Raw genomic sequence first — 23,713 nt, 5'->3', positions numbered from 1 at the left:
CACGGGCACGGTGACCAGGATCGCCGCGCCGCACGGCCGCCTGCGATAGGCCCCGGCCCGCCGTCACCACGCATCGGGACCTTTCGTGACCACCAAGACGCTTCTCGCCGCCCTGGGCCTCGCGGCCCTCTTCGCCGTGCCCTGCCGCGCCGCCAGCTTCGACTGCGCCGCCCCTGCCGATGCCTGGCAGCGCGCCATCTGCGCCGATCCGGCCCTGTCGCGCCTCGAAGGTGAGGTCGCGACATATTATGGGGACATGCAGGGCACGCCCTGGCTGCACGGGCTGCGCAGCCGGCACGAAGCCGCCATGGCCGTCCTGCGCAACCAGGCAGGAGACGCCGGCGCCCTGCGCCGCGGCCTCGAAGCCCGTCTCGCGGCGCTGCGGGAAGAAGCGGGCTGGTCGTCTGTGGAGGAGCTCGAAGGCACTCCCGACCGCCGTGTCCGCAGCCGATGCATCGGCCTCCTGCCCGAGGAGGATGACAGCCCCGCGCTGCGCCGCCGCGCCTGCCGTGTCGCGGAATTCGGCGTGCTCGGCAGCGTCGATGGCCGGCGTTACGCCTATGCCCTCTACGAATACACGCCCGATCCGCGCGGGGAGATGCCCCATGAAACCGGCGTTGTCGTCCTCGCCCCCAGCTCTCCGGGATCATGGACCGTCGAGATCGCCGAGCGCCTCGCCTATGCGGCCTGCCAGAAGCCGCGCCTGATCCCCCAGGGCGGCGAGACGCTGCTCTCGATACCCTGCGAAGAGGTCGGCACGGCCGGTGCCCCCCTGCCCCTGCTGTACCACCGCACCGGCCCGGCCTCCTTCCGCCGATGGCAGCCCATCGAGGCCGAGAGCTGGCGCGCAGCCCTCGACCGCCGGCTGCCGCCCGGCCTGGAGCCGCGCGGCTCCGGCAATCTCGATCTCGCCCGCATGATGGCGACCGTCACCCTCCAGCGCGAGACCGACCAGCCCTGCTGCCCGACCGGCGGCCGCGCCGAGGCACGCCTTGCCATCGAGAATGACCGCCTGGTGCTGCGCGACCTCGCCATCCTGCCTCCCCCGCCCCGGCGCTGAAGCATCGCGTCCCGCTCGGTGGCCGTCTCAGACGGCCGCCGATGTGAGCTTCTTCACACCGCCATCACCCCCCTGCTGCCGGATCGGCATGTCCCGTGCCATGCTGCCGCCAGCAACGCCAGAACCCGGGTCCATCATGCGCCAGCTCCTTCGCCTGCTGTTTCTCCTTGTCCTGGTCGTCCCGGGTTTCGCCTCGGCACAGAGCTTCGACCTGCCCGGCCTCGGCCGCGACTCCGGCCAATATCAACAGGAGATGCAGCGCCGCTTCCCCGCCGGCGCCTCCCCCCAGCAGCGCGCCGCCGCGGAGCAGCGCGCCATGCAGGCCGAACAGCGCAACGACTGGGCCGCGGCCGCGACAGCCTGGGAGGAGCGGATCGGGATGGGCCGCCCCGATGGCGACCAGTGGCTCGCCCTGGCCCGCGCCCAGCTCAACCGCCAGCCGCCGAGCAACCAGCGCGCCCTCCAGGCCGCCTGGCGCGCCTTCCAACTCGCCAATTACGGCGAGCCCGAGGTTCCCTCCCTGCTCGTCATCGCCGAGGCGCTGCGCCGCCTCGACCGCCCGGTGCAGCAGATCGAGGCGCTGGAAGCCGTCCTCGAACGCTCCGACAGCCCCGAATCCCGCCAGCGGCTTGAGGCCGCGCGCCGCGCCGCCGGCATGCTGGTCCGCCGCGTGACCACGGAACCCGAGGCGGAACCGGCCCGCGCCTGCCTCACCTTCACCAACCCGCCCGCGCGCCGCACCGACTGGAATCCGGGCGATTGGATTCGCGCCGACCCGCCGATCCCCTCCCTCGCGGTCGAGCGCGAAGGCGATCAGATCTGCGTCGCCGGCCTGCCCTGGGGGGCGTCCACCCGCCTGATCCTGCGCGCCGGCCTGCCGGGCGAGGACCGCCAGAACCTGCGCCAGGACACGCCGGTCGCGATCGCCATGCCGAACCGCGACCCGCGCATCGCCTTCGATACGCGCAGCTTCATCCTGCCGCGCGGCCAGGACCCGCGCCTCGGCATCGCGACCATCAACATCACCAATGTGAGGATGCGCCTGGTCCGCGTCGTCGAGCGCAACCTCGTCGCCCTCGGCCGCGACTGGACGCCGGGCGAGGCCCTGGAATCCTGGTCCGCCGACAGCATCAGCGACGATCTCGGCCGCATCCTGTGGGAGGGCCGCGCCGAGCTGCGCGGCGTGCAGCCCAACCGCACCCTGCGCTCCGCCCTGCCTCTGCCCGACGTGCTGCGCAATGCGACCCCCGGCGCCTATGTGCTGGTGCTGCGCGACGCCGATGCGCGGCGTGGCGGCGGCGAGACCGCGGTGCTGCCCTTCTTCGTCACCGACATCGCGCTGACCGCCTGGCGCGGGGCGGACGGCCTCGCCGTGCAGGCGCGCGGCTACCAGTCCGCCGCCGTCACGCCCGGCCTGCGCGTGATGCTGATGGCGCGCAACAACGAGGTCCTCGCCGAGACCCGCACGGATGCACAGGGCCTCGCCCGCTTCCCCATCGCGCTGCTGCGCGGCACCGGCCCGCTCGCCCCCGTCGCCGTGCATGCGGAGACGGATGACGACCTCGCCTCGCTGTCGCTTGAAGCCGCGTCCTTCGACCTGTCCGACCGAGGGGCGACCGGCCAGCCCCAACCGGGGCCGGTCGATGCCTTCCTGTGGCTCGACCGTGGCATCTTCCGGCCCGGCGAGACGGTGAACGCCAGCGCCCTGATCCGCGACCCGGCGGGCCGTCCGCTCGACCTGCCGATCCGGCTGCGCCTGCGCCGCCCCAACGGCCAGATCGCCGCCGAGACGGTGCCGCCGCGCCAGGATGATGGTTCGGTCTATTGGCCGCTGCGCCTGTCGGCCGGCGCGACCTTCGGCGTCTGGACGCTGGAGGCGCTGACCGACCCCGACGCGCCCCCGGTCGGCCGCACGACCTTCCGCGTCGAGGCCTTCCTGCCCGAACGCCTGGAAGTCACCGCCGGCCCGGTCCCTGGCCCGCTGGTGCCGGGCCCGAACGGCCTGCGCGTGCCGATCACCGCGCGCTTCCTCTACGGCGCCCCCGGTTCGGGCCTGACGGGCCAGGCCGAGATGCGCCTGCTGACCGATCCCGAACCCTTCGAGGCCTGGCGCGGCTGGCGCTTCGGCCTGGCGCAGGAGCAGTTCGCCCCCGACCTGATGACCTTCGAGATCCCCGAGACCGACGACCAGGGCCGCACCACCCTGACCCTCGACCTCCCCCAGGCGCCGGACACGACGCGCCCGGTGAAGGGCGAGGTCACCGTGTCGATGAGCGAGCCCGGCGGCCGCGAGACGCGCACCCGCTTCACCGTGCCGGTGCGCGCCCGCGGCACGCTGGTCGGCGTGAAGCCCGCCTTCGAGAACGACGCGATCGACGCCGGCGGCGAGGCCGCCTTCGACATCGCCGCCGTCTCGCCCGAAGGTCGCGCGACCAATGCCACGCTGCGCGTGCGTCTGGTGCGGGAACGCCCGAACTGGCGCATCGTCGTGCGCGGGTCCATCGCGCGCTGGGAGACGGTGTGGCGCGACGAATCGGTGGACGCGCAGGAAATCCGCGTCACCGCCCAACAGCCCGCCCGCTTCGCGCGGTCCCTGCAATTCGGCCGCTATCGGCTGGAGGTGTCTGACGCCAACGGGCTCGGCCTCACCTCCATCCGCTTCCGCTCCGGCTGGGCCGGGGTGGAATCGGCCGAGGTGCCCGACCGCGTGGATGTCGCTGCCGATCGCCGCGCCTACATGCCCGGCGACACGGCCCGCATCCGCATCACCCCGCCCTTCGCTGGCCGCGCATCCATCGCCGTGCTGACCGATCGCCTCGTCTCGCTGCGCGACATCGACGTCGCGCAGGGCGGCACCGAGGTCGAGGTCCCGGTCGATTCGGCCTGGGGTCCCGGCGCCTATGTCACCGTCAGCGTCTTCCGCCCCGGCGAGACCCGCAACGGCCAGCCGGCCCGCGCGCTCGGCCTCGCCTGGGTGGGCATCGACCCGGCGCCGCGCACCCTCGGCGTCGCCATCGACACGCCGCAACTGGTGCGCCCACGCCAGCGGGTCGATGTCCCGATCCGCGTGACCAATGCCTCCGGCCCGGTCTTCCTGACCCTCGCCGCGGTCGATGAGGGCATCCTGCGCCTGACCAACTTCGCCTCGCCCGATCCGGCGGCGCATTTCCTGGGCCGTCGTCGGCTCGGCGTCGATATCCGCGACGATTACGGCCGGCTGATCGCGCCGGCGGAAGGCGAACTCGCCGTACTGCGCCAGGGCGGCGACGAGGATGGTGGCGCGGATGCGCTGCAACCGCCGCAGCGCATCGTCTCGCTGTTCTCGGGCATCGTCCGCGCCGATGCGAATGGCGTGGCGACCGTCCCGCTCGACATCCCCGACTTCGCCGGCGAGCTGCGCCTGATGGCCGTCGCCTGGGAAGGCACACGCGTCGGCCAAGCGTCCAAGCCGGTCACCGTGCGCGACCAGGTGGTGGCCGAAGCGCTGCTGCCGCGCTTCCTCGCCCCTGGCGACGAGGCCCGCCTGTCCGTCCTGCTGCACAACATCGAATTGCCGCAGGGCGAGATCGTCGCGGAACTGACCACCAGCGGCGGCCTTTCCATCGTCGGGCCGACGCGCCTTGCAGCGACGCTCGCGACCGGCGCCCGTGCCCAGCCATTCACCACGCTGCGCGCGACGGAAGGTGGCACCGGCACGCTGCGCATGGCGGTGACCGGCCCGAACGGCTTCCGCGTCGAACGGGAGAGCCGCATCACCATCCGCTCCTCCCGCCCGCGTGTGACGGAAGTCGCGGGTATCGAGTTGCCGCCGGGCGTCGAGCTGCCGCTGCCCGTGCCGGCGGATCGCTTCGTCAACGGATCCTGGCGCGCCGCAGCGTCCTTCGGGGCGGCCGTGCGTTTCGACCCGGCGGCGATGCTGCGCGCGGTGGAGGACTTCCCCCTCGCCTGCCTCGAGCAGTCGGCCTCGCGCGCCCTTGCCCTGTCCGCCGGCATCGCCGAGGAAGCCGATCCCGACCGCGCCATCCGCCTGCAGCGCGCGGTGGACGCCATCCTCGACCGCCAGCGCTACGACGGGTCCTTCGGCATGTGGAGCGCGAGCGGTGAGACCCAGCAATGGCTCACCCCCTATGCCGTGGAGGCCCTGATCCGTGCCCGCACGGCCGGCGCGACGGTGCCCGATGGCGCGCTGCGCGAGGCGCTGCGCTTCCTCGACGACGCCATCGAGGACACCAGCGCCGACAACCCCGAGGAGCGTGCCGCGCAGGCCTATCGCCTCTATGCGCTCGCGCTCGCGGGCCAGCCGCGCCTCGGCGCCGCCCGCCGCCTGTTCGAGAGCCTGAACGACCTGCCGACGCAGATCTCCCGCGCCCAGCTCGCCGCCACCTTCGCGCGCGGCGGCGACACGGTGCGGGCGGAACAGGCCTTCACCGCGGCCCTCGCCGCGACCGGGCGGCGCTTCTGGTTCTTCGACTACGGCACGGCGTCGCGCGATGCGCTCGCCACCGCCGCGTTGCTGCGCGAAAGCGGCGTCATGGCCGATCGCCTGAACGCGGCCATGTCGGTGCTGCCCGGCGCCGACTTCACCCCGGCACGCAGCAGCACGCAGGAACAGGCCTGGGCGGTCTTCGCCGCACAGGTGCTCGGCCAGGGCCAGCGCAACGCCACCGTCGCGGTGAACGGGTCCGCCCTGCCGCCGCGGCCCGTGGTGATCACCGCCCTGACCGGCCCCGGCACCGCCCGCAACATGGGTGCCAACGCGGTCTGGCAGGCCGTGTCCATCACCGGCATCCCGCGCGACCCACTGCCCGCCGCGCGCAACGGCTTCCGCGTCACGCGCCGCTTCTTCGCGCTGGACGGCCAGCCGCTGAACCTGGATGCGCTGTCGCAGAACACCTCCTTCATCCTGCTGATGGAACTGCGCAGCGAGACCAACGACCGCCATGAGGCGATGATGATCCAGGGCCTGCCCGCGGGCTGGGAGATCGCCTCCCGCCTGCCGGCCGGCAACATCGCCGGCATGCCCTGGCTCGGCACGCTGACCGCCGTGGACAGCCAGCCCGCGCTCGACGACCGCTACGCCGCGGCGGTGACGATCACCCAGAGCCAGCCCTTCGCCCGCATCGCGGTGCGGCTGCGGGCGGTCACGCCGGGGGTGTTCGAACTGCCGGGCGCGGAAGTGCAGGACATGTACCGGCCAGGGGTTTTCGCGCGGCAGAATGCCGGGCGGATCACGGTGCAGCCGTGAGGGCGCTGATGGAGGGGGCCCTGCCCCCTCCAAACCTCCCCCACCACGGGATCCCATTGACGTTGCGTGCAACGTCAATGGGGACCCATCGGCCACAGGGCCTTTGGAAACCGTCACCTGGCGTCGGGCAGTACGGGCGCGCCCAAGAGCGAAAGCATGGTCGGTGCTCGACGCTTGGCCGTGATTCCGAACGCCGGGCTCGGCGCGCGTTGTCCTCGTCTGTCGAACCTTGGCGCCCGGCGCCAAGTCGAGGTTTCCAAAGGCCTTTCGTCCTTTGGCGGGGTGAGGTTTGGAGAGGGGCAGAGCCCCTCTCCAACAGCACCCCGTGAAATGGGCCTGCGCCCTCCTCGTCGCGTTGATCGGCGGTGCCTTCGCGCTCGACCGCGCCTGCCCGCCTGACCTCACGCGGCTTCAGGCCACGGGTGCCGAAGTGCTCGACCGCGACGGCCGCACCCTCACCGTCCTGCCCGCGCCGGGCGGCATCTGGCGCCTGCGCACCACCACCGCGGATGTGCCCACCGAACTGACAGACCTTCTCATCGCCGCCGAGGACCGCCGCTTCCGCAGCCACCCCGGCGTCGATCCCATCGCGCTGCTGCGCGCGTCGTTCCAATGGGTCCGCGCGGGGCGGGTCGTCTCGGGGGGTTCGACGCTGACGATGCAGGCGGCGCGGTTGCTGGAACCGCGGCCGCGCAATCTGCGCTCCAAGCTCATTGAGATCTTCCGTGCCGTGCAGCTCGAGGCGCGGTTCAGCAAGGACGAGATCCTCGGCATCTGGCTGACGCTGGCGCCGCAGGGCGGGAACATCGAAGGGGTGCGTGCCGGCAGCCTGGCCTGGTTCGGGCGGCCGCCGGCGCGGCTCGACGCTGCGGAATCGGCGCTGCTGATCGCGCTCGCGCGGCGCCCGACCTCGCTGCGGCCGGATCGTCATCCGCAGGCCGCGCGTGCGGCGCGCGATGCAGTGCTGGCACGGCGCGGCGGCCCGGCTTCCGGCATGTCGGCGTCGGATCGGGAGCTTGCGATGGCCGCCGAGATGCCGCATCGCCGCCGCGCCATGCCGAGCCTCGCGCCGCATCTGTCGCGGCAGATGGCACGGCCGGCGACCACGGTGACGCTGACGCTCGACGGCGCCTTGCAGCGCGCGACGGAACGCCTTGCCTGGGACACGCTGGACACGCTGCCCGAACGCACCGCGATCGCCATCGTCATCGCCGACATCGAAACGCGCGACATCCGCGCCCTGGTCGGCGGCGCCTGGGGCGAGGAATCGCGCGCCGGCATGTTGGACCTGACACGGGCGGTGCGTTCGCCCGGGTCCGCGCTGAAGCCGTTCCTCTATGCCATGGCGTTCGAGCGCGGCATCGCCACGCCGTCGACCATCGTCGCCGACCTGCCGCGCCGCTTCGGGACCTATGCGCCAGAGAATTTCTCGCGTGATTTCGCTGGGCGCGTGACGGCGGCCGATGCGCTGCGCATGTCGCTGAACCTGCCTGCGGTGGCGCTGCTCGACCAGGTGGGGGCGCTGCGCTTCGCCTCGGCGCTGAAGCTGGCCGGCGCGGCACCGCGGCTGCCGCGCGGGGCGGATGCCTCCCTGCCGCTCGCCTTGGGTGGCGCAGGGACGACACTGCGGGAGATGGTCGCGCTCTATGCGACGATCGCCGATGGCGGCCAGTCGCGCCCGCTGCGCCTGACGCCCGGCCCGGCCGAGGAACCGCAACAGGCCGTGGAACGCCGCGCGGCGGAGGCTGTCGCCGGTATCCTCGTGCAGAACTTCCCCGGCGGCGGCCGGACGGGCGTGGCGTGGAAGACCGGCACCTCCTGGGGCGGGCGCGATGTCTGGGCGATGGGCTTCGATGCGCGGCATATCGCCGGGGTGTGGATTGGCCGGCCCGACGGGACGGCGATGCCTGGTGCGACCGGGCGGCAGGGCGCCCTGCCCGTTCTGTCGCGCGTCTTTGCCTTGCTGCCTGAGGCGCCGCGCGAACGGCTGCGCGTGGTCGCCGACGCGCCACGCCAGCAGGCGCCGGCGGACAGGCTTCGCCTGCTTTTCCCGCCGCCCGGCGCTGCGCTCACCGCAGACGCTGGCCCGGTCACGCTGCGCGCGGCCGGCGGGCGGCGTCCCCTGGCTTTCCTGGTGGATGGCATACCCATCGAACATGAAGCGGCGCGGCGGGAAGTCGCCTGGACCCCGCCGGGCCCGGGCTTCTATCGCGTCACGGTGCTGGATGCCGAAGGGGCGGCGACCTCCGCCCAGGTGCGCGTGCGCGCCGCGGAAGAGCCGCCCCCGAACACCGTCGTGCTGACCCCGATTTCCGCCACGCCGTAACCGCGCGCCCGCGGGTCGGAACCGCCCGCCGCGCCCTCCACCAGACCCCCGGCATTCCAAAGTGCCCCGCACTGTGGCGGCGTTGGTTCGAAGGGGGCAAGGTCCCCTCCCTTCGTCCCTCAGATCACCAGTCCCAGCCCCCACATCGCCGCCACGCCCGCGAGAATTGCCGCGACCAGGCTCCCCGTGACCGCCTGTGCCGCCACCACGACCACCGCCGCGAGGAACCCCTTCGCCCCCTGGCTCGCCAGGGTCGGCGCGACATAGGCGACGAAGAGCGGCCCTGGCAGATGCTGCAGCGTCACCTCGACGTAGCGCGGCGGCCGGAAGGCACGGAACAGTGCGTAGCCGCCCGCGCGGCAGAGATAGGTCGCCAGCGCCATCCCCAGGATCGCCAGCAACACGTCGAGCCGCAGCGTCATCGCCGCCGCAGCTCCATCCAGGCGCCGAGCGCCGCCCCGGACAGCGCGCCCGCCAGCAGCGGCCAAGGCGCACCGAGCCCTATCTCCCACGCGCCCAGAGACACGGCGGCCGCCAGTATCCAGGGCAACAGGTCCCGCCGCACTCCTTGCCAGACCGGCACCAGCAGCGCGCAGAAGGTGGCGACCGCGGCGAAATACAGCGGATGTCCGGGCGGAAGCTGCACCACCGCCCCCAGCACATGGCCGAGCCCGACGGCGACCATCCAGAACATCCACAGGATCAGCGCGACGCCGAGCAGATAGCCCGCATCCCGCCCGCCGCGCCGGATCTCGGCAATCGAGAAGGCGTAGGAATGATCCACCAGCGTCGCCAGCGTCCCCCACAGCTTCCAGCCGCGCAGCCGATCCAGCCAGGGTGCCAGCGCCGCCCCCATCGGCGCGAGGCGAAGATTCACCACCAGGGCAGCGAGGCTCGCCGCCAGCACCGGCGCCGGATCGGTCCACAGTTCCAGCGCCAGCAATTGGGACGCCCCGGCGAAGACCACGCCGGACATCACCAGCGTCTCGAGCAGCGACAGCCCCTTGGCGCCGGAGATCACGCCCACCACCAGCCCGAAGGGAAAGGTCCCGATCACCAGAGGAATGCCGACCTGCATGCCCCGCAGCACCCCGGCGCTAGTGAAGGTCACGCCGCCGCCGCTCATGCCCGGCGTGCCGCGATCAGACGGTCCTCGGCCTCCGTCGGGTCCATGTCCAGGGCGCGGCGCGCCACTGGTTGCGCGAAACCGCCGCGTGCCAGTGCCGCCAGCGCCTTGCGCCGCGCTTCCACATCCGCCTCGACACGGGCGAAGGGGCCGATCCGGCGGCGGCGGCAATAGGCGAGCGCCGCGTTCAGCTCCGCCTCGGGGTCTTCAGGCAGGGCCGTCGCCGCGGTCTCGGCATCCACGCCCTTGGCGGAGAGGTGCGCCGCGATGGCCCGCCGCGACCGCCCTGCGCGGGCCAGGCGACGCGCCCGGCTCTCGGCGAAGGCGGCATCGTCGACCGCCCCGGCGGTGACCATGGCCTTCGCGACCTCCACCGCCGCGGTGCGGGCGCGGGCGGCGGCCATGGACACCTGCTCGTGCGGCTGGCCCTCCGCCTCGGCCGCGCGGGCCCAGCGATCGACACGGCGTTCCAGCACGCGGCGCAGCGCCACCTCGGTCGCGGCGAAGCGGGCCAAATGCGCGAGCGCGATCTCCCGCAGCCTGGCCTCGGTCGGGGCGTGGCCCGCCGGGCGCGGTGCCCGCCGGCCCCGCTTGTCCTGTTGTCCGTTTCCGTCGCCGGTCATGGGCGCCTTCTCGCACGGGGCGCGGCCGGGCGCCACGCAACCCCCGGGGCGCAGCGCCGTTCCCTTCCTGCCAAGACATTGCGCCGGGAGACCGCCATGCGACCGCTTCATCTGATGCCCGCGCTGCTGCTCGGCGCCGGGATCGCCACCGCCCAGCCCGTGACCCCTCCGCAGCAAGGCGGCCCGCAACCAGGCCAGGTCGATACGGTCGGCCGCGATGCCGGCCCCGCGACCCAGCCGCCGCGCACCGATTCCCCCCACGCGGTGAATCGCGGCACCGACGGGTCGGCGGCGGGACACGATAGGCCGGGTGCCACAGGCATCACGCCTCAGGGCATGATGGGCGACGCGACCGCCGGGTCGCATGATCCCGACAAGCCTGTGCCCCCGCCGCCGTCGCGGTAGCATCGCCGCCTGGACGGCTGCGCCGGGCCCGCCTATCCCGGATCATACCGATCACGGAGAGAGCGCCATGCCCCAGCCTGCCCATCCGGCCGCCATCAACGGTCTGACCCTCGCCCAGTCCGAAGCGATCGCCAATGCCGCACTTGCGAAGGGTCGCGCGCTCGGCCTGCTGCCGCTGACCGTGGTCGTGCTCGACGCCGGCGGCCAGCTCAAGGTCGCGAAGCGCGAGGACGGCGCTTCGATCCTCCGGCCGGAAGTGGCTACCGGCAAGGCGTTCGGCGCGCTGGCCATGGGCTTCGGCACGCGGGAACTCGCCCGCCGCGCCCAGGCCGTGCCGGGCTTCACCAACGCCCTGTCCGACCTGTCGGGCGGCAGGGCCGTGCCCGTGCAGGGCGGCGTGCTGGTGCGCGACGCCAACAACGTGCTGCTCGGGGCCGTCGGCATCAGCGGCGATGCCTCGGCGAAGGACGAGGAATGCTGCATCGCGGGCATCGAGGCGGCGGGTCTCCTCGCCGACCACGGCGACCCGGCCTGAATCCTGCAACCCACGGCATTGCGGGCACGTTGCGATGACATCGGATGACCACATGGGAGAGCCCCGATGTCTTTTCTGCCCCGCGCCGCCGTGGCGTTGCTTCTGATCGGCGGCCTCGCCGCCTGCGACCATCGCGGGAGCGATCCCGCGAATGTCGAGCCCGTGCGCGCCACCGACCGCGCGCTTGGCACCAACATGTCCGGCGCCTACCCGTCGCAGAGCGAGGGCACGGCGGCCAACCCGCCGGGTACGGCCGCTGGCCGCGCCGTCGACCGCGTCACGGGGACCAACATGTCGGGGGCCTATCCCTCGCAGAGTGACGGCACGCGCAGCAATCCGTCGGGCACCGCCGCGGAGCGCGCTCTCGGCACCAATCCGCCGACGCGGCGTAACCCGAACAATCCGGGTCTCTGACGCTCGTCGGCCATAGCAAGGTCAGGTCGGAGGGGCCCGCCCCTCCGAACCTCCCCGCCATCGGGGTCCCCATGACGTTGGCTCGCAACGTCATGGGGTGCACCTGGGGCCTGGAGCCCCTGATCCGCAATCTGCTGGCGTTTGGGCACCACAGTCGCACCAAACCCCTCAAGGCCCGCTTGGTGCGCCAATGCGGGTTTCGGTGTTCGTCCTGACCGCGGTGCCCGGCACCAAGTAACGGTTTCCAAAGGCCTCAGACCGGGTGGCACAGAGGGGTAAGGCCCCTCCAACGCTGTCCCGGAGGTGGCGCAACGCTGCCATGTAGAGCCAAATCATTAGGATCCTAATGATTTGTCTTAGAACGATCGTTCATGACCTCCCCCCGCCTGCGCTTCGGCCTCGCCTTCGTTCTGCTCGCCCGGCGCTGGCGACGCACGCTTGACCGCCATCTGGCCGACCTTGGCCTGACCGACGCCACCTGGGTGCCGCTCGTGCATCTCGAGGAAGCGGGCGAGCCCATCAGCCAGACCGAGCTCGCCGCGCGCGTCGGCGTCGAGGGATCGAGCCTCGTGCGCCTGATCGACATCCTGGTCGGACGCGGCCTGATCCTGCGCACCGTCGATCCGCTCGACCGGCGCACGCGCCGCATCAGCCTGACCGCCGCGGGGCGGGATTCGCTGCGCGACATCCGCCGCATCCTGGCCGAGGCCGAGGCCGAGATGCTCGCCGATGTCGGCGATGCCGAAGTCGCTGGTGCGCTCGACCTGTTTGCCCGCATCGACCGCCGGCTGCGCCTGATGGCGGAGACGCCGCGATGACCGGCGCGTCGCTCGCGCGCTGGGGCTTCGATCCGGCGCGGCTCGCCTTCGCCGGTCGCACGGCGGCGACGGCCTGCGTCGCGCTCGCCATCGCCTGGGCCATGGGGCTCGAGCATCCGCAATGGACGGCGATGACGGTCTGGGCCTCGGCCCAGCCGGTGCGCGGCATGCTGGTGGAGAAAAGCCTGTTCCGGGCGGCGGGCACGGCGATCGGCGTCGTCGCGGGGGTGGCGCTGCTGGTGCTGAGCGGCGGCGACCAGCGGCTGCTCGTGTTGGGAATCGCGCTGTGGATTGCAGCCTGCGCGGGGCTGGGCAACGTGCTGCACGGCTTCGTCTCCTATGGCGCGATCCTCGCGGGGTATTCGGCGGCCATGGTTGCGCTGCTTGAGGTCGGGCATCCGGGCCATCCTCTCGCGCTAGGGCTCGACCGGCTGCTCACCGTGCTGGTGGGCGTGGCGATCGGTGCGCTGTCCGGCCTGCTGTTCACCCCGCCCGAGGCCGAGGATGCAGTGCAAACCGCCCTGCGCGGCGAGGCCGCCCGGCTGCTGCGCGGCATGGCGCTTCGGCTGCACGGCAACGATCTTCCGACGGAGCAGATGCATGCCCTGCTCGGCGCCATGGCGGCGATCGATGAGGCGCTCGACCGGCACGGCGCGGGATCGCTGCGCAGCCGCCGCGCCGCCCGTCGCATGCGGGATCTGCTCGGCGCCCAGCTCGCCGGCTTCGCCTGGCTGGGCGACCCCGATGCGGATCGCCCCGATCCGCTCGCGGCCGAGGCCCTCGATCGCGCCGCCGCCGCGCTCGAGACCGCGGCGGAACCGGCGCTGACGCTTGCCGCGATCGACGCGGCGCTGGCGCGCGCCCAGGCGCGGCCGGCCCTGCGCGACGCGCTGATCGAGCTGCGCGCGACATTGGGACAGCGCCTGTCGCGCGCCGAGACCATGCCGCCCGCGCCGCATCTACTGCTGATCCTGCATCGCGACTGGGTGGCCGGCGGGCGTGCCGCGCTGCGCGCCGGCGTCACGCTGCTGCTGGTGGGCCTGGCCTGGCAGGTGAGCGGCTGGGCGGAGGGGCCCTATCTGATGCTCGGCACCGCGGTGATGATCTCGCTCTTCTCGACCGCGGAGAACCCGGTGCTGACGATGCGCCAGGTCGCGATCGGCCAGGCCTTCGGCGTGCTGGGCGCGCTGGCCTGCCGGTGGTTGGCCTGGCCACATGCGGGCACCGAGGCGCAGCTGATCCTGATGATGATGCCCTTCATCCTGCTGGGGGCGCTGGTCGTCGCGCACCGGCGCAGCATGGGCGGCGGGATGGACTTCAACATGGTGATGCTGCTGCTGCTGCAGCCACATCTGCCGCTGACGGGCACCGTTGCTGGATCGGTGCTGACCGGCATCGCGGTGATCCTGGCGCCGGTCATCGCCCTGGTCGCCTTCCGCCAGCTTTTCCCGGCCGATCCGGCGGACCGGATGCGGCGGCTGGTCGGCGCGATGGTGCATGACGTGCAGGGCATGGCGGCGGATGCGGAGGCACCAGGCCGCCGGCCGCTGTGGCGCGCGCGGCTGCGCCATCGGCTGCTGCGGCTCGTCCGGCTGGCGGAACGGCGTGGCATGCGTGGGGTGGCGATGGAGGGCGGCATGGCCGCGTTGCGGGTCGCCGCCGCCATCACCGGGCTGCAGGCCCGGCGCACCGAACCCGACCTGGCCCCGGGCACCCGGCGGGCCATCCTGGCGGCGCTGCAGCGGCTGCGCCGGGTCGGGGCGGATCCGCAGGCCGCCAGCCGCGCGCTGCTGGCCGCCGCGCGGCGGCTGCAGGCCAGCGCGCCGGAGGAGGCGCTGCGCCTGCGCAACGCCGCCGCCGGGCTTGCCGCGCACCCCACTTTCTTCCGTCTGGGCGGGTCCCACGGCGCAGCCTGACGCCCCGGGCGCATGTGACTTTCCCGGGACGCATGGGCGAAAGACCATCGCCGGCCTTCCGCCCGACCGGCTCTTGCGGTTAGTCTCCCGCCTTTCCTTCCGGCAGTGCCGCGATGGTCGCGGCCCTGCGCGTGGAGGAAAGACTGGAGAGTGGTTCCCCGTGATCCCCGCCCTGATGCCGACCTACAACCGTGCCGACCTTGCTTTCGAGCGGGGCGAGGGCGCGCGCCTGTGGACGGTGGATGGGCGACGATTCCTGGATTTCGGCGCCGGCATCGCCACCACCTCGCTCGGCCATTCCCACCCGCACCTGGTGAAGACCATCGCGGAGCAGGCCGCGAAGGTGATGCACGTCTCGAACCTGTATCGGGTGCCGCAGGCCGAACAGCTCGCTGCCCGCCATGTCGCCGCGTCCTTTGCGGATTCCGTCTTCTTCTGCAATTCGGGCGCCGAGGCGAACGAAGGCATGGTGAAGGCCGTCCGCAAGTACCACGCGGAGAACGGCCACCCCGAGCGGTTCCACATGATCTGCTTCGAGGGCGCCTTCCATGGCCGCACCCTCGCCATGCTGTCCGCGACCGGCAACGAGAAGTATCTCGCCGGCTTCGGCCCGCCGGTGCAGGGCTTCGAGCATGTGCCCTTCGACAACATGAATGCCGTGCGCGCGGCCATCAACAGCTCGACCGCGGGCATCATGATCGAGCCCATCCAGGGCGAGGGCGGCGTGCGACCCGCGCCGATCCGCTTCCTGCAGGAACTGCGCAAGGTCTGCGACGAGTACGGGCTGCTGCTCGCGCTCGACGAGGTGCAGACCGGCATGGGCCGGTCCGGCAAGCTCTGGGCCCATGAATGGGCCGGGATCGAGCCGGACGTCATGTCCTCGGCCAAGGGGATCGGCGGCGGCTTCCCGCTCGGCGCCATCCTGGCCAAGGAGCATGTCGCGAAGCACCTCAAGCCCGGCACCCATGGCACGACCTATGGCGGCGGTCCGCTGGCCTGTTCGGCCGGCAATGCCGTGCTGGACGTGATCCTGGCGCCGGGCTTCCTCGACGGCGTGGAGAAGGTGGCGCGCTATCTGTGGAATGCCATGGAAAGCCTCGCCGCCAACCACCCCGCCGTGGTCGAGCGCGTGCAGGGGGCCGGTCTGCTGGTCGGCCTGAAGCTGAAGCCCGAGGTCTCCAACGGCGAGATGCAGTCCGCGGCGGTCGCCGAGGGCCTGCTGACCGTCGCGGCGGGGATGAACGTGCTGCGCCTGGCGCCGCCGCTCATCATCACCGAGGCCGATGTGGATGAGGCCATCGAGATGCTCGACCGCGCCTGCCGTCGCCTGACGCCGTCCGCCGCCAAGGCGGCGGCAAAATGAGCGCCATGCTCAAGCCAGTCGGTGGGGGGCAGCCAGCCCCCCGCCACTTCCTCGAGATCATGGATTTCGACGCGCCGACCCTGCGGCGCATGCTGGATCTCGGGACGAAGACGAAGCGCGGGGAGGTCACCGACAAGCCGCTCGCCGGCAAGACCGTCGCGCTGATCTTCGAGAAGCCCTCGACCCGCACCCGCGTCTCCTTCGAGGTCGGGGTCCGCCAGCTCGGCGGCGATGTGGTGGTGCTGTCGTCGAAGGACATGCAGCTCGGCCGCGGCGAGACGCCGAAGGACACGGCGCGCGTGCTCTCGCGCTACGTGGACGCGATCATGCTGCGCACCGACGACGTGCGGAAGATCCGCGAGCTTGCGGAATACGCCACCATCCCGGTGATCAACGGCCTGACGGACGTCTCGCATCCCTGCCAGATCATGGCCGATGTGATGACCTTCGAGGAGCATTGCGGCCCGATCGCCGGCCAGGTCATCGCCTGGACAGGGGATGGCAACAACGTCGCGCAATCCTTCATCCAGGCCGCGGCGCGCTTCGGTTTCATCCTGCGCATCGCGACGCCGCCCGAACTCGCCCCCCCGGCGCAGCTCATCGACTGGGCGCGCGCGCAGGGGGCGAAGATCGAGCTGACCTCGGACCCCGAGGCGGCCGTGAAGGATGCGCGCTGCGTGGTGACGGATACCTGGGTGTCGATGTCGGACGAAAAGCCCGACGCCGGCACGATCAGCCGCCACAACCTGCTCGCGCCGTACCAGTTGAACGCCGCGCTGCTGAAGAAGGCCGCGCCGGACGCGATCGTCATGCATTGCCTGCCCGCCCATCGCGGGGAGGAGATCACCGACGAGGTGATCGACGGCCCGCAATCGGTGGTGTTCGACGAGGCGGAGAACCGGCTCCACGCGCAGAAGGGCGTGCTGCTGTGGGCGCTGGCGGGCAAGTGATCCGCCCCTGCGCCGCGCGCGTCATGCCGCGCGGCGCAGCCCGAGCCAGCCAAGGCCTGCCAGCACCCAAAGCAGGATGAGCAGGCCGACGGGAAAGCCGATCAACAGCACCAGGACCATGCCCTGGAAGCCCGCCAGGGTGATCAGCGCCGCCGCGATGACCCAGAGGCCGATCCGCAGGACAGGCCGCGCTCTCTGCAGCGCCGCCCCATGCAGCGCCATCGCCGCCCCGGCGAGCAGCCCCGCCGACAACAGCATTGCCCGCCAGAAGGCCAGCACCAGCAGCACCATGCCCCAGGCCCGGTCGGTGATGCCGCCCGCCCGGCGGAAGCCGATGGATGCGGGCTGCGTGTCGAATCCCGGGAAGGGCCCCGCCCAATCCCCGGCCAGGACCGGCGCCGGCGCCCGCGCATCCGGCGCATAGCCGGCGGAATCGGGGACCCAGACCGTCGGCCAGGGCGCCTGGCCGAAGACGAAGGCCCGGCAGGCGTCCGTCCGCGCCGCCTCAGGGCAGGACAATGCGGCCGCGACCCCCGCCGGCGTCCAGGCGAGAACCCGGCCCATCCTGTCGCGGACCTGTACCCGGACAGGGTCGGCGGCGATGAAACCGTCGCCATGCAGCAATTCGATGCGTCCGGGACTGCCATCGGGCAGCGCCAGCGGCCGAACCTCCGATACATGCGGCCGGCTGGCCGGTTCCGCCCGTGCCGCAGGCGCGGCGAGCAGGAGAAGGGCCAGCATCGCGGCCGGGAAACGCGCAGGCATCATGGCATGGCCATAGGGCGACAGCGGCGCCTCGTCGCTGAACCGCATCACGGCCCGACCCGTTTGAGGAGAAATCTTCAGATGCGCTGCGGCCGCACGCTTGGATCGCCCCCCCTGCCCGCCCTATCTAGGCGCGGTGTCCAGTCCCACCGAACCCTCCCGCACCCCTGACTTCCTCAATCATGACCGCCCGCCGGTGCCCGATCTCGTGGTGCCGCGCGGCGTGCAGCAGTTCCACCTGCGCGACAAGCCGGTGCGCGGGCGGCTCGTCCGCCTCGGCGCGCTCGCCGATGCGCTGCTGACGCGGCATGACAACCATCCGGCCGTCACCGCGCTCGCCGGCCAGGCGCTGGCACTGACCGCCGGGCTCGCCGCGGCGCTCAAGTTCCGCGGGTCCTTCAGCCTGCAGGCCAAGGGCGACGGGCCGGTGCCCATGCTGCTCGCCGACTGCACCGATGGCGGGGCACTGCGCGGCTATGCGCGGGCTGATGCCGACCGGCTCGCGGCGCTGGTTGCCGATGGCGCGACGCCCTCCGCGGCCGATCTGCTGGGCAAGGGCTACCTGGCCTTCACCTGCGACCAGGGCCCCGACATGGATCGCTACCAGGGCTTGGTCGCCATCGAGGGCGACAGCCTCACCGACATGACGGGAACCTATTTCCGCACCTCGGAACAGCTCGCGACCCATGTCCATCTCGCCTGCGCGAAGACCGATGCCGGCTGGCGCGCCGCGGCGCTGATCCTGGAGCGCGTGGCCGGCGCCGGCGGCCTCGGCCAGGCGATGGACGCGGAGGCGCAGGAGGAAGCCTGGCGCACCGCCGTCGCACTCGCCGCGACGCTGACCGATGCCGAGATGCTGGACGACGCCCTGCCCGGCGATCGCCTGCTTCATCGACTCTTCGCCCTCGAGGGGCTTGCGCTTGATCGCGCCCGCGCCCTCTCCTACGGCTGCCGCTGCTCGCGCGCGCGCCTTGCCGGCGTGCTGGCGGGATTCGGGCCGGAGGATCTCGACCACATGGCCGAGGAGGGGACGATCACGATGACCTGCGAATTCTGCAACCTTGGATTCCGCTTCGACCGTGCCGAGATCCGCGGCGCGGTGCAGGGCTGATGCCGGGGCTGGACCGCCGCGGAGCACTCGCCGCGCTTCTGGTGACCGCTGCCTGCGGCGGGCGGCGGGAGGAACCGCCACCCGCGCCGGTGGGGCCGCCTTCCTATTCCTACCTGCTGCCGCTGCGCCTCGCCGTGGCGCGGATCGAGGTGCAGCCGGCGACCGATCCCTCGGCCACGCGGACCATGCCACCGGCGCCGCTCTCGCCCGCCCAGGTGGTGCTGGCCATGGCGCAGGACCGGCTCTCGGCGACGGGCGGGCCGGGGGCGGCGCGCTTCCGCGTCCAGATCGCCACGCTGACGCGCGAAAGCGCCGGGTCGGGCGGCGTCTTCACCGATGCGACCGAGCGCCTGACCTGTGTGATGCGCTGCCGGCTCGAGGTCCTGGGCGATGACGGGGCGCCGGCCGGCTTCGCCGAGGCCGAGGTCCGACGCACCGCGACGCGCCCGGCCGGCAATGCGGGAGAACGCGGCCGCTCCGCCGAGGAGATCGTCCGCCAGACGGGTGCCGACCTGAATGTCGAGTTCGAATATCAGGTGCGTCGCAACCTGCGGTCCCTGCTGCGCGGCCCCGCCCCGGCAACGCCACCGGCCGGCGAGGCCCCGGCGGCCACGTCGCCCGGTGGCACTGGCACCGCCCCGCCGGTAATCGAGCCGGGCCCCGGCCTACGACCCCCGACACCGAGGAGCTGAACGCCCATTTGGACATGCGCCATGCGGCACATGTCCGTGTCCGGCACGGCCCACCAGCCGGCCACCCGATTCCAGCTTGCTGTCGTTGGGTGGCCGGCCGGGGGGCGAGCCCGTGCCGCATTTTCAGACTGGAGCTGAAGCATGGCGAACGTCACCTTCTCCAACCCGGCCGGCGCGCCGGTGCCAGCCTCGCGCTACTCCCAGGCCGCGCTGATCGAGGGCCCGGGCCGGCGCCTGGTCATCTCCGGCCAGATCGGCGTGCTGCCTGACGGCACGCCCGTCAGCGGGCCGGAGGCGCAGATCGGACAGGCGCTCGGCAACCTCTCCGCGGTGCTGGCGGGGCACGGCATGACTGTCGCCAATCTCGTGAAGATGACGGTCTTCCTGACCGATCCGACGCTGATCCCGCATTGGCGACGCCACCGCGACGCCTTCCTGGGCGGCCATGCGCCGACCAGCACGTTGCTGATCGTCGCAGGCCTCGCCAGCCCCGATTTCGTGGTGGAGGTCGAGGCCGAGGCCGTCGCCTGACGGCATGCGCCGCCCCGCAGGGCGGCGCGGCACCATCAATAGGGCACGCGGTCGGCCTTGTTCTTGTACTTCTTCCAGACCTCGACCGCTTCCTCCTGCATGATCTGAACGCAGGTGATGGAACGCTGCGCAATCGGCTTGCGCAGTTCGCCATAGATCATGCTGTCGTCGAAATCGCCGTATTCCAGCGCGTCCTCATTGGTCGAGGCGTAGAAGACGCGGGTGATGCCGGCCCAGTAGCTCGCGGCCATGCACATCGGGCAGGGTTCGGCGCTGGTGTAGAGCGTGGCCCCGGTCAGCTTGAAGCTGCCCACCTTCTTGCAGCCGTTGCGGATGGCCTCGATCTCGCCATGCCAGGTCGGATCGTTCTCGGCGACGACGCGGTTCGCGCCCTCCCCGATGATCTCGCCGTCGCGGACGATGACGGTGCCGAACACCCCGCCCGCGCTGTCGATCAGCGATGTCTTCTCCGACAGCGCGATGGCGCGCCGCATGAACTTCTCGTCGTCGCTGGTCATCATGGTTCCCTTATCCGGGGTTGGCGGACCGCACCGGCGGTGCGGCCGTTTATGCATCGGTCAGAACAGCCGGGAGAGCACCCCCATCTCGACCGCATAGAGGGCGACCATGACGAGCGCGCCGAGCAGCTCGCACCGCCCGCGATGGGCGGCCGGGGGATCGAGCCACCACGCCATGGCCCGCTGCGCGAGCCCGACCAGCGGCCAGGACACCAGGGCAACACTCAGCGCATTGCCGATGAAGGTCGCGACCGCGATCGGCAGGCCCGCGAGGATGGGGCTGAGGAAGCGCATCTCGAGCATCACGACGGGGAACAGGACGAGCAGCACGAGGGCGGTCTGCTTCCATGCCGGCGGTCGCCGTCCCGACTCATCCGCCGCGAACCAGGCGCCGAACCCGCCGGCGAGGCGCCGGCTGGACCAGTGCGACATGGTCGGGTCGGCGCGGTCGAGCAGCGCCCGGCGCTCGCCGGAGGCGAGCCAGGCATCGAGCTGCTGCGGCTTCGCGAAGCGCACCAGCGCCGCCCAGCGCGGCGGGTCGCCCGTGACCGGCGCCTGGACGAAGGTGCCCATGTAGCCGGGGAAGCGCGACTGGGCGGCCTGCACGCTCTCGCTCCAGGCGAGGAACTCCGCCTCGCGGCCCGGTTCCACGGCGGTGGTGATGACCTCGGCCACGGCACCGAAGGCGTGGTGGTCAGGGGCGGCTTCCTCTGTGGGATCGGGCGCGCCGGCCGCCTTCATGGCGATCAGTTCGGCCATCAGCGCCCGCCGCGGCGGATGCGCCAGCCACCCCTCCAGCGCGGCCGGCCCGGCGAAGCGTTGGATGACCTGCCATTCGGGGGAAGTGTCGTAGGTCGGCAGGATCTCCACGCTGACGAAGCCGGGCTGGGCGGAGATCAACCGCGTCAGCGCCGCCTGCCACATGGCGAAGGCGGCGACGGCGCCGGCATCGAGCCGAACACGTGTCACGATGGCGCTGATCCTCGCCTCGTCTGGTCCGATCTTCACCCTGGCCCATTCGCTCCCATCGACCGCATGCAGCTTCACGGACAATCGAGCCCGCGAGAAGGCCATAATTGCAGAGCCGGACCCAATCTCACCCGATGGTTGCGGCCTGCCGATCCACGCGTCATGACAGGGTCGACGCCCCGCGCTAGCCTGTCCGCAACGACAATGCGGGAGGAGGCCAGGATGCAGCGACGCATGGTCCTGACGGGCATGGTGGCACTGGCGGCGGCGCGCATCGCCCGCGCGCAGGAGGTCTATCCCAGCCGCCCGGTCCGCATGGTGGTGCCCTTCGCGCCCGGCGCTTCCTCGGACACGCTGGCGCGGCTGATCACGGCCAAGGCCGGCGGACCGCTCGGCGGGTCCTTCGTGGTCGAGAACCGCGCCGGGGCGGGCGGGCTGATCGCGGCCCAGGCCGTCGCGCGCGCGGCGCCGGATGGCTACACGCTGCTCTGGGGCGGCGGGACGGCGGTGACCCATGCGGTGATGCAGGCCAATCCCGGCTACGACATCTTCCGCGACTTCACCCCGGTCACCGAGATCGCCGAGAACCCGGCGGTGCTTGGCGTGCGGACGGCCTCCCCACTGCGCGACATGGCCGGGCTGATCGAGGCCGCGAAGCGGCCGCCCGGATTGCGCTACGGGTCGGGCGGCGTGGGCACGCCCGCGCACATGGCCGCGGCGGCGCTGCTGAAGGTGATCGGCGCCGAGGGCACGCATGTCCCCTATCGCGGTGCCAACCAGGCGACGCTGGCGGTCGAGCAGGGCGAGGTCGATTTCGCCTTCGCCATCAGCAACATCGCCCTGCCGCGGCAGCAGCAGGGGGCGGTGCGCGTCCTCTGCACCGCCGGATCGCGGCGCATGACCGCCCTGCCCCAGGTGCCGACGCTGGCCGAGGTCGCGCCCGGCATCCCGGCGGTGACAAGCACCTCCTCGGTCGTCGGCCCGGCCGGGTTGCCGCCGGAGGTGACGGCGAAGCTGCATGCCGCCTTCCGCGACGCGGTGCAGGGCGATCCGACTCTGCGGGCCTCCCTGGAAGCCGAGGGCGGCGAGATCATCCTGTCGGAGAGCCCGGCCGCCTATGCCGCCGCCTGGCCCGCCGAGGTGCAGCGGCTGCGCGACCTGGTGCGCATTTCGGGAGCGACCATCGAATGAACCCGGCTGCCTTCTTCGCCGATTACGACGCCTTCGGGGAACGCCGCACGGGCAGCGAAGGCGATCTCGCCGCCGCCGCCTGGCTGCGCGACCAGGCCGAAGCCATGGGTGCCGAGGCAAGGCTGCTCGACGCCCCGTTCACGCGCCTGACGCCCGGCCGCGCGGCGCTGGAGGGCACGGGATTCAGCTTCGAGGGTCTGCCGCTGTTCGATGGCGGCCTGACCGGGGAGGACGGTATCGCCGGAGTGCTCGGTCCGCTGGGTTCGGATGCGCCCATCGGCGTGGCGGAGATGGACCCCGCCGCGGCCAGCCTGCCCGGCAATGCCTTCGCCCGGGCGCGCGCCGAGAGCCGCCATGCCGGCATCGTCATCGCCCTGCGGACCAAGCCGGATGGGCTCGCGCCCCTGAACGCCCATGACGTGGAGACACCTTTCGGCCCGCCGGTGCTGCAGGTTGCAGGGCGGGACGGTGCGCGACTGCTGGAACTGGCCGAGGCGGGCATCGCCGCGCGACTGGTCCTGACCGGCCGGCGCGGGCCGTCGGTGTCGCAGTCGGTCCGCGCGGAATTGCCAGGCTCCGCGCCGCCTCTGGTGCTGCTGACGCCGCGCACCTCGTGGTGGACCAGCACCGCGGAACGTGGCGGCGGCATCCTCGCCTGGCTGACGGCGTTGAAGGCGCTGGCGGCGGCGCCGCGCGGCCGCGGGGTGGTGGGGCTCGCCACCTGCGGGCATGAGCTCGGCCATATCGGGGCACACCAGGCCTTCGCGGCGGAACCGCATCTGGCAGCCGGCGCGCCGCTGGTCATCCATCTCGGCGCCAATCTCGGCGCGGCAGAGGATGAACGGCTGACCGTCCGCTCGAACGTACCGGGGCTCGCGGACCGCATGGCGGCACTGCTCAAGGCCGCCGGCCATCCGCGCGCACCGCTCGAGGTGGTGACTGGCGGCAAGGCGAATGGCGAGGCGCATGAGATCGAGGAACGCGGCGGCCATTACCTGTCGCTGATCGGCAAGAACCCGTGGTTCCATGCACCCGAGGATCGTTGGCCCGTCAGCGTGGATTGCGGACGGGCCGGGAGCATCGCCCGCGCCGTGGCGGCCATGGCGATCGAGGCGGCAGGCTGACACGAAAGCGTTCCGCCGCACCATGAAACCC

21 protein-coding genes are annotated in these 23,713 nt (G+C 72.3%); 15 read left to right on the top strand and 6 right to left on the bottom strand.

Features of this window, described 5'->3' with window-relative positions; all coding sequences use genetic code 11:
- Positions 1 to 85: 85 nt before the first annotated feature.
- The 3 genes from KPL78_RS23260 (at position 86) to pbpC (ending at position 8,631) form a co-directional block, all read left to right on the top strand.
- Positions 86 to 1,060 carry a lysozyme inhibitor LprI family protein gene (locus tag KPL78_RS23260; protein WP_219765366.1) on the top strand — a complete coding sequence of 325 codons (975 nt, stop codon included), beginning with the start codon at positions 86 to 88 and terminating at the stop codon, positions 1,058 to 1,060.
- A 136-nt stretch (positions 1,061 to 1,196) separates the two neighbouring features.
- A complete protein-coding gene (locus KPL78_RS23255; RefSeq protein WP_219765365.1) occupies positions 1,197 to 6,305 on the top strand; it encodes an alpha-2-macroglobulin family protein in 5,109 nt (1,702 codons plus the stop codon).
- A 325-nt stretch (positions 6,306 to 6,630) separates the two neighbouring features.
- Complete coding sequence (pbpC, locus tag KPL78_RS23250) at positions 6,631 to 8,631, top strand: penicillin-binding protein 1C (RefSeq protein WP_219765364.1); 2,001 nt, start codon at positions 6,631 to 6,633, stop codon at positions 8,629 to 8,631.
- A 119-nt stretch (positions 8,632 to 8,750) separates the two neighbouring features.
- Here the strand turns inward: pbpC and KPL78_RS23245 are convergent, their stop codons facing one another.
- Genes KPL78_RS23245 through KPL78_RS23235 form a run of 3 tightly spaced genes read right to left on the bottom strand, consistent with a single transcriptional unit; the run spans position 8,751 to position 10,380 of the window.
- On the bottom strand, positions 8,751 to 9,053 hold the full coding sequence (locus KPL78_RS23245) for an AzlD family protein (protein WP_219765363.1): 303 nt from the start codon (positions 9,051 to 9,053) through the stop codon (positions 8,751 to 8,753).
- Positions 9,050 to 9,742, bottom strand: a complete 693-nt coding sequence (locus tag KPL78_RS23240) for an AzlC family ABC transporter permease (protein ID WP_369412830.1) — start codon at positions 9,740 to 9,742, stop codon at positions 9,050 to 9,052. The genes KPL78_RS23245 and KPL78_RS23240 overlap by 4 nt, the downstream gene beginning before the upstream one ends.
- A gap of 11 nt (positions 9,743 to 9,753) precedes the next feature.
- Complete coding sequence (locus tag KPL78_RS23235) at positions 9,754 to 10,380, bottom strand: RecX family transcriptional regulator (RefSeq protein WP_219765361.1); 627 nt, start codon at positions 10,378 to 10,380, stop codon at positions 9,754 to 9,756.
- A gap of 96 nt (positions 10,381 to 10,476) precedes the next feature.
- On the opposite strand from KPL78_RS23235, the gene KPL78_RS23230 reads away from it, so the two are divergent.
- From KPL78_RS23230 to argF, 7 genes are all read left to right on the top strand, one after another.
- Complete coding sequence (locus KPL78_RS23230) at positions 10,477 to 10,785, top strand: hypothetical protein (protein ID WP_219765360.1); 309 nt, start codon at positions 10,477 to 10,479, stop codon at positions 10,783 to 10,785.
- Positions 10,786 to 10,852: 67 nt separating this feature from the next.
- Positions 10,853 to 11,320, top strand: a complete 468-nt coding sequence (locus KPL78_RS23225; RefSeq protein ID WP_219765359.1) for a GlcG/HbpS family heme-binding protein — start codon at positions 10,853 to 10,855, stop codon at positions 11,318 to 11,320.
- 66 nt (positions 11,321 to 11,386) lie between these two features.
- Positions 11,387 to 11,734, top strand: coding sequence for a hypothetical protein (locus tag KPL78_RS23220; protein ID WP_219765358.1), 348 nt, complete (start codon positions 11,387 to 11,389; stop codon positions 11,732 to 11,734).
- 371 nt (positions 11,735 to 12,105) lie between these two features.
- On the top strand, positions 12,106 to 12,552 hold the full coding sequence (locus tag KPL78_RS23215) for a MarR family winged helix-turn-helix transcriptional regulator (protein WP_219765357.1): 447 nt from the start codon (positions 12,106 to 12,108) through the stop codon (positions 12,550 to 12,552).
- Positions 12,549 to 14,468: an FUSC family protein gene (locus KPL78_RS23210; protein WP_219765356.1), complete on the top strand. Its 1,920-nt coding sequence runs from the start codon at positions 12,549 to 12,551 to the stop codon at positions 14,466 to 14,468. Before KPL78_RS23215 ends, KPL78_RS23210 begins: the two co-directional genes overlap by 4 nt.
- A gap of 160 nt (positions 14,469 to 14,628) precedes the next feature.
- Entirely contained in the window at positions 14,629 to 15,831 is a 1,203-nt protein-coding gene (locus tag KPL78_RS23205; RefSeq protein ID WP_219765355.1) for an aspartate aminotransferase family protein, read from the top strand.
- The gene (gene argF, locus KPL78_RS23200; protein WP_219765354.1) at positions 15,828 to 16,781 is read left to right on the top strand and encodes an ornithine carbamoyltransferase; all 954 of its coding nucleotides are present in this window, start codon (positions 15,828 to 15,830) and stop codon (positions 16,779 to 16,781) included. Before KPL78_RS23205 ends, argF begins: the two co-directional genes overlap by 4 nt.
- Positions 16,782 to 16,802: 21 nt before the next feature.
- Here the strand turns inward: argF and KPL78_RS23195 are convergent, their stop codons facing one another.
- Positions 16,803 to 17,594 carry a hypothetical protein gene (locus KPL78_RS23195; RefSeq protein WP_219765353.1) on the bottom strand — a complete coding sequence of 264 codons (792 nt, stop codon included), beginning with the start codon at positions 17,592 to 17,594 and terminating at the stop codon, positions 16,803 to 16,805.
- Between the two features lie 148 nt (positions 17,595 to 17,742).
- Between KPL78_RS23195 and hslO the strand changes: the two genes are divergently transcribed.
- From hslO to KPL78_RS23180, 3 genes are all read left to right on the top strand, one after another.
- Positions 17,743 to 18,657, top strand: a complete 915-nt coding sequence (gene hslO, locus KPL78_RS23190; RefSeq protein WP_408904494.1) for an Hsp33 family molecular chaperone HslO — start codon at positions 17,743 to 17,745, stop codon at positions 18,655 to 18,657.
- Positions 18,657 to 19,349 (top strand): hypothetical protein, encoded by a 693-nt coding sequence (locus tag KPL78_RS23185; protein WP_219765351.1) that lies wholly within the window; start codon positions 18,657 to 18,659, stop codon positions 19,347 to 19,349. The genes hslO and KPL78_RS23185 overlap by 1 nt, the downstream gene beginning before the upstream one ends.
- A gap of 141 nt (positions 19,350 to 19,490) precedes the next feature.
- Positions 19,491 to 19,880 (top strand): RidA family protein, encoded by a 390-nt coding sequence (locus KPL78_RS23180; protein ID WP_219765350.1) that lies wholly within the window; start codon positions 19,491 to 19,493, stop codon positions 19,878 to 19,880.
- A 35-nt stretch (positions 19,881 to 19,915) separates the two neighbouring features.
- Here KPL78_RS23180 and KPL78_RS23175 read toward each other — a convergent pair whose 3' ends face one another.
- Positions 19,916 to 20,401: a nucleoside deaminase gene (locus KPL78_RS23175; protein WP_255569365.1), complete on the bottom strand. Its 486-nt coding sequence runs from the start codon at positions 20,399 to 20,401 to the stop codon at positions 19,916 to 19,918.
- Positions 20,402 to 20,458: 57 nt separating this feature from the next.
- Positions 20,459 to 21,367 (bottom strand): antibiotic biosynthesis monooxygenase, encoded by a 909-nt coding sequence (locus KPL78_RS23170; protein WP_219765349.1) that lies wholly within the window; start codon positions 21,365 to 21,367, stop codon positions 20,459 to 20,461.
- 222 nt (positions 21,368 to 21,589) lie between these two features.
- On the opposite strand from KPL78_RS23170, the gene KPL78_RS23165 reads away from it, so the two are divergent.
- Both KPL78_RS23165 and KPL78_RS23160 read left to right on the top strand, forming a co-directional pair.
- On the top strand, positions 21,590 to 22,558 hold the full coding sequence (locus tag KPL78_RS23165; protein ID WP_219765348.1) for a Bug family tripartite tricarboxylate transporter substrate binding protein: 969 nt from the start codon (positions 21,590 to 21,592) through the stop codon (positions 22,556 to 22,558).
- Positions 22,555 to 23,682, top strand: coding sequence for a hypothetical protein (locus tag KPL78_RS23160; protein WP_219765347.1), 1,128 nt, complete (start codon positions 22,555 to 22,557; stop codon positions 23,680 to 23,682). Before KPL78_RS23165 ends, KPL78_RS23160 begins: the two co-directional genes overlap by 4 nt.
- The last annotated feature ends 31 nt before the right edge of the window (positions 23,683 to 23,713 follow it).

The sequence above is a fragment of the Roseomonas alba genome, from assembly GCF_019430885.1.
Classification (GTDB): domain Bacteria; phylum Pseudomonadota; class Alphaproteobacteria; order Acetobacterales; family Acetobacteraceae; genus Neoroseomonas; species Neoroseomonas alba.
This window is presented reverse-complemented; position numbering and strand designations above follow the sequence as displayed.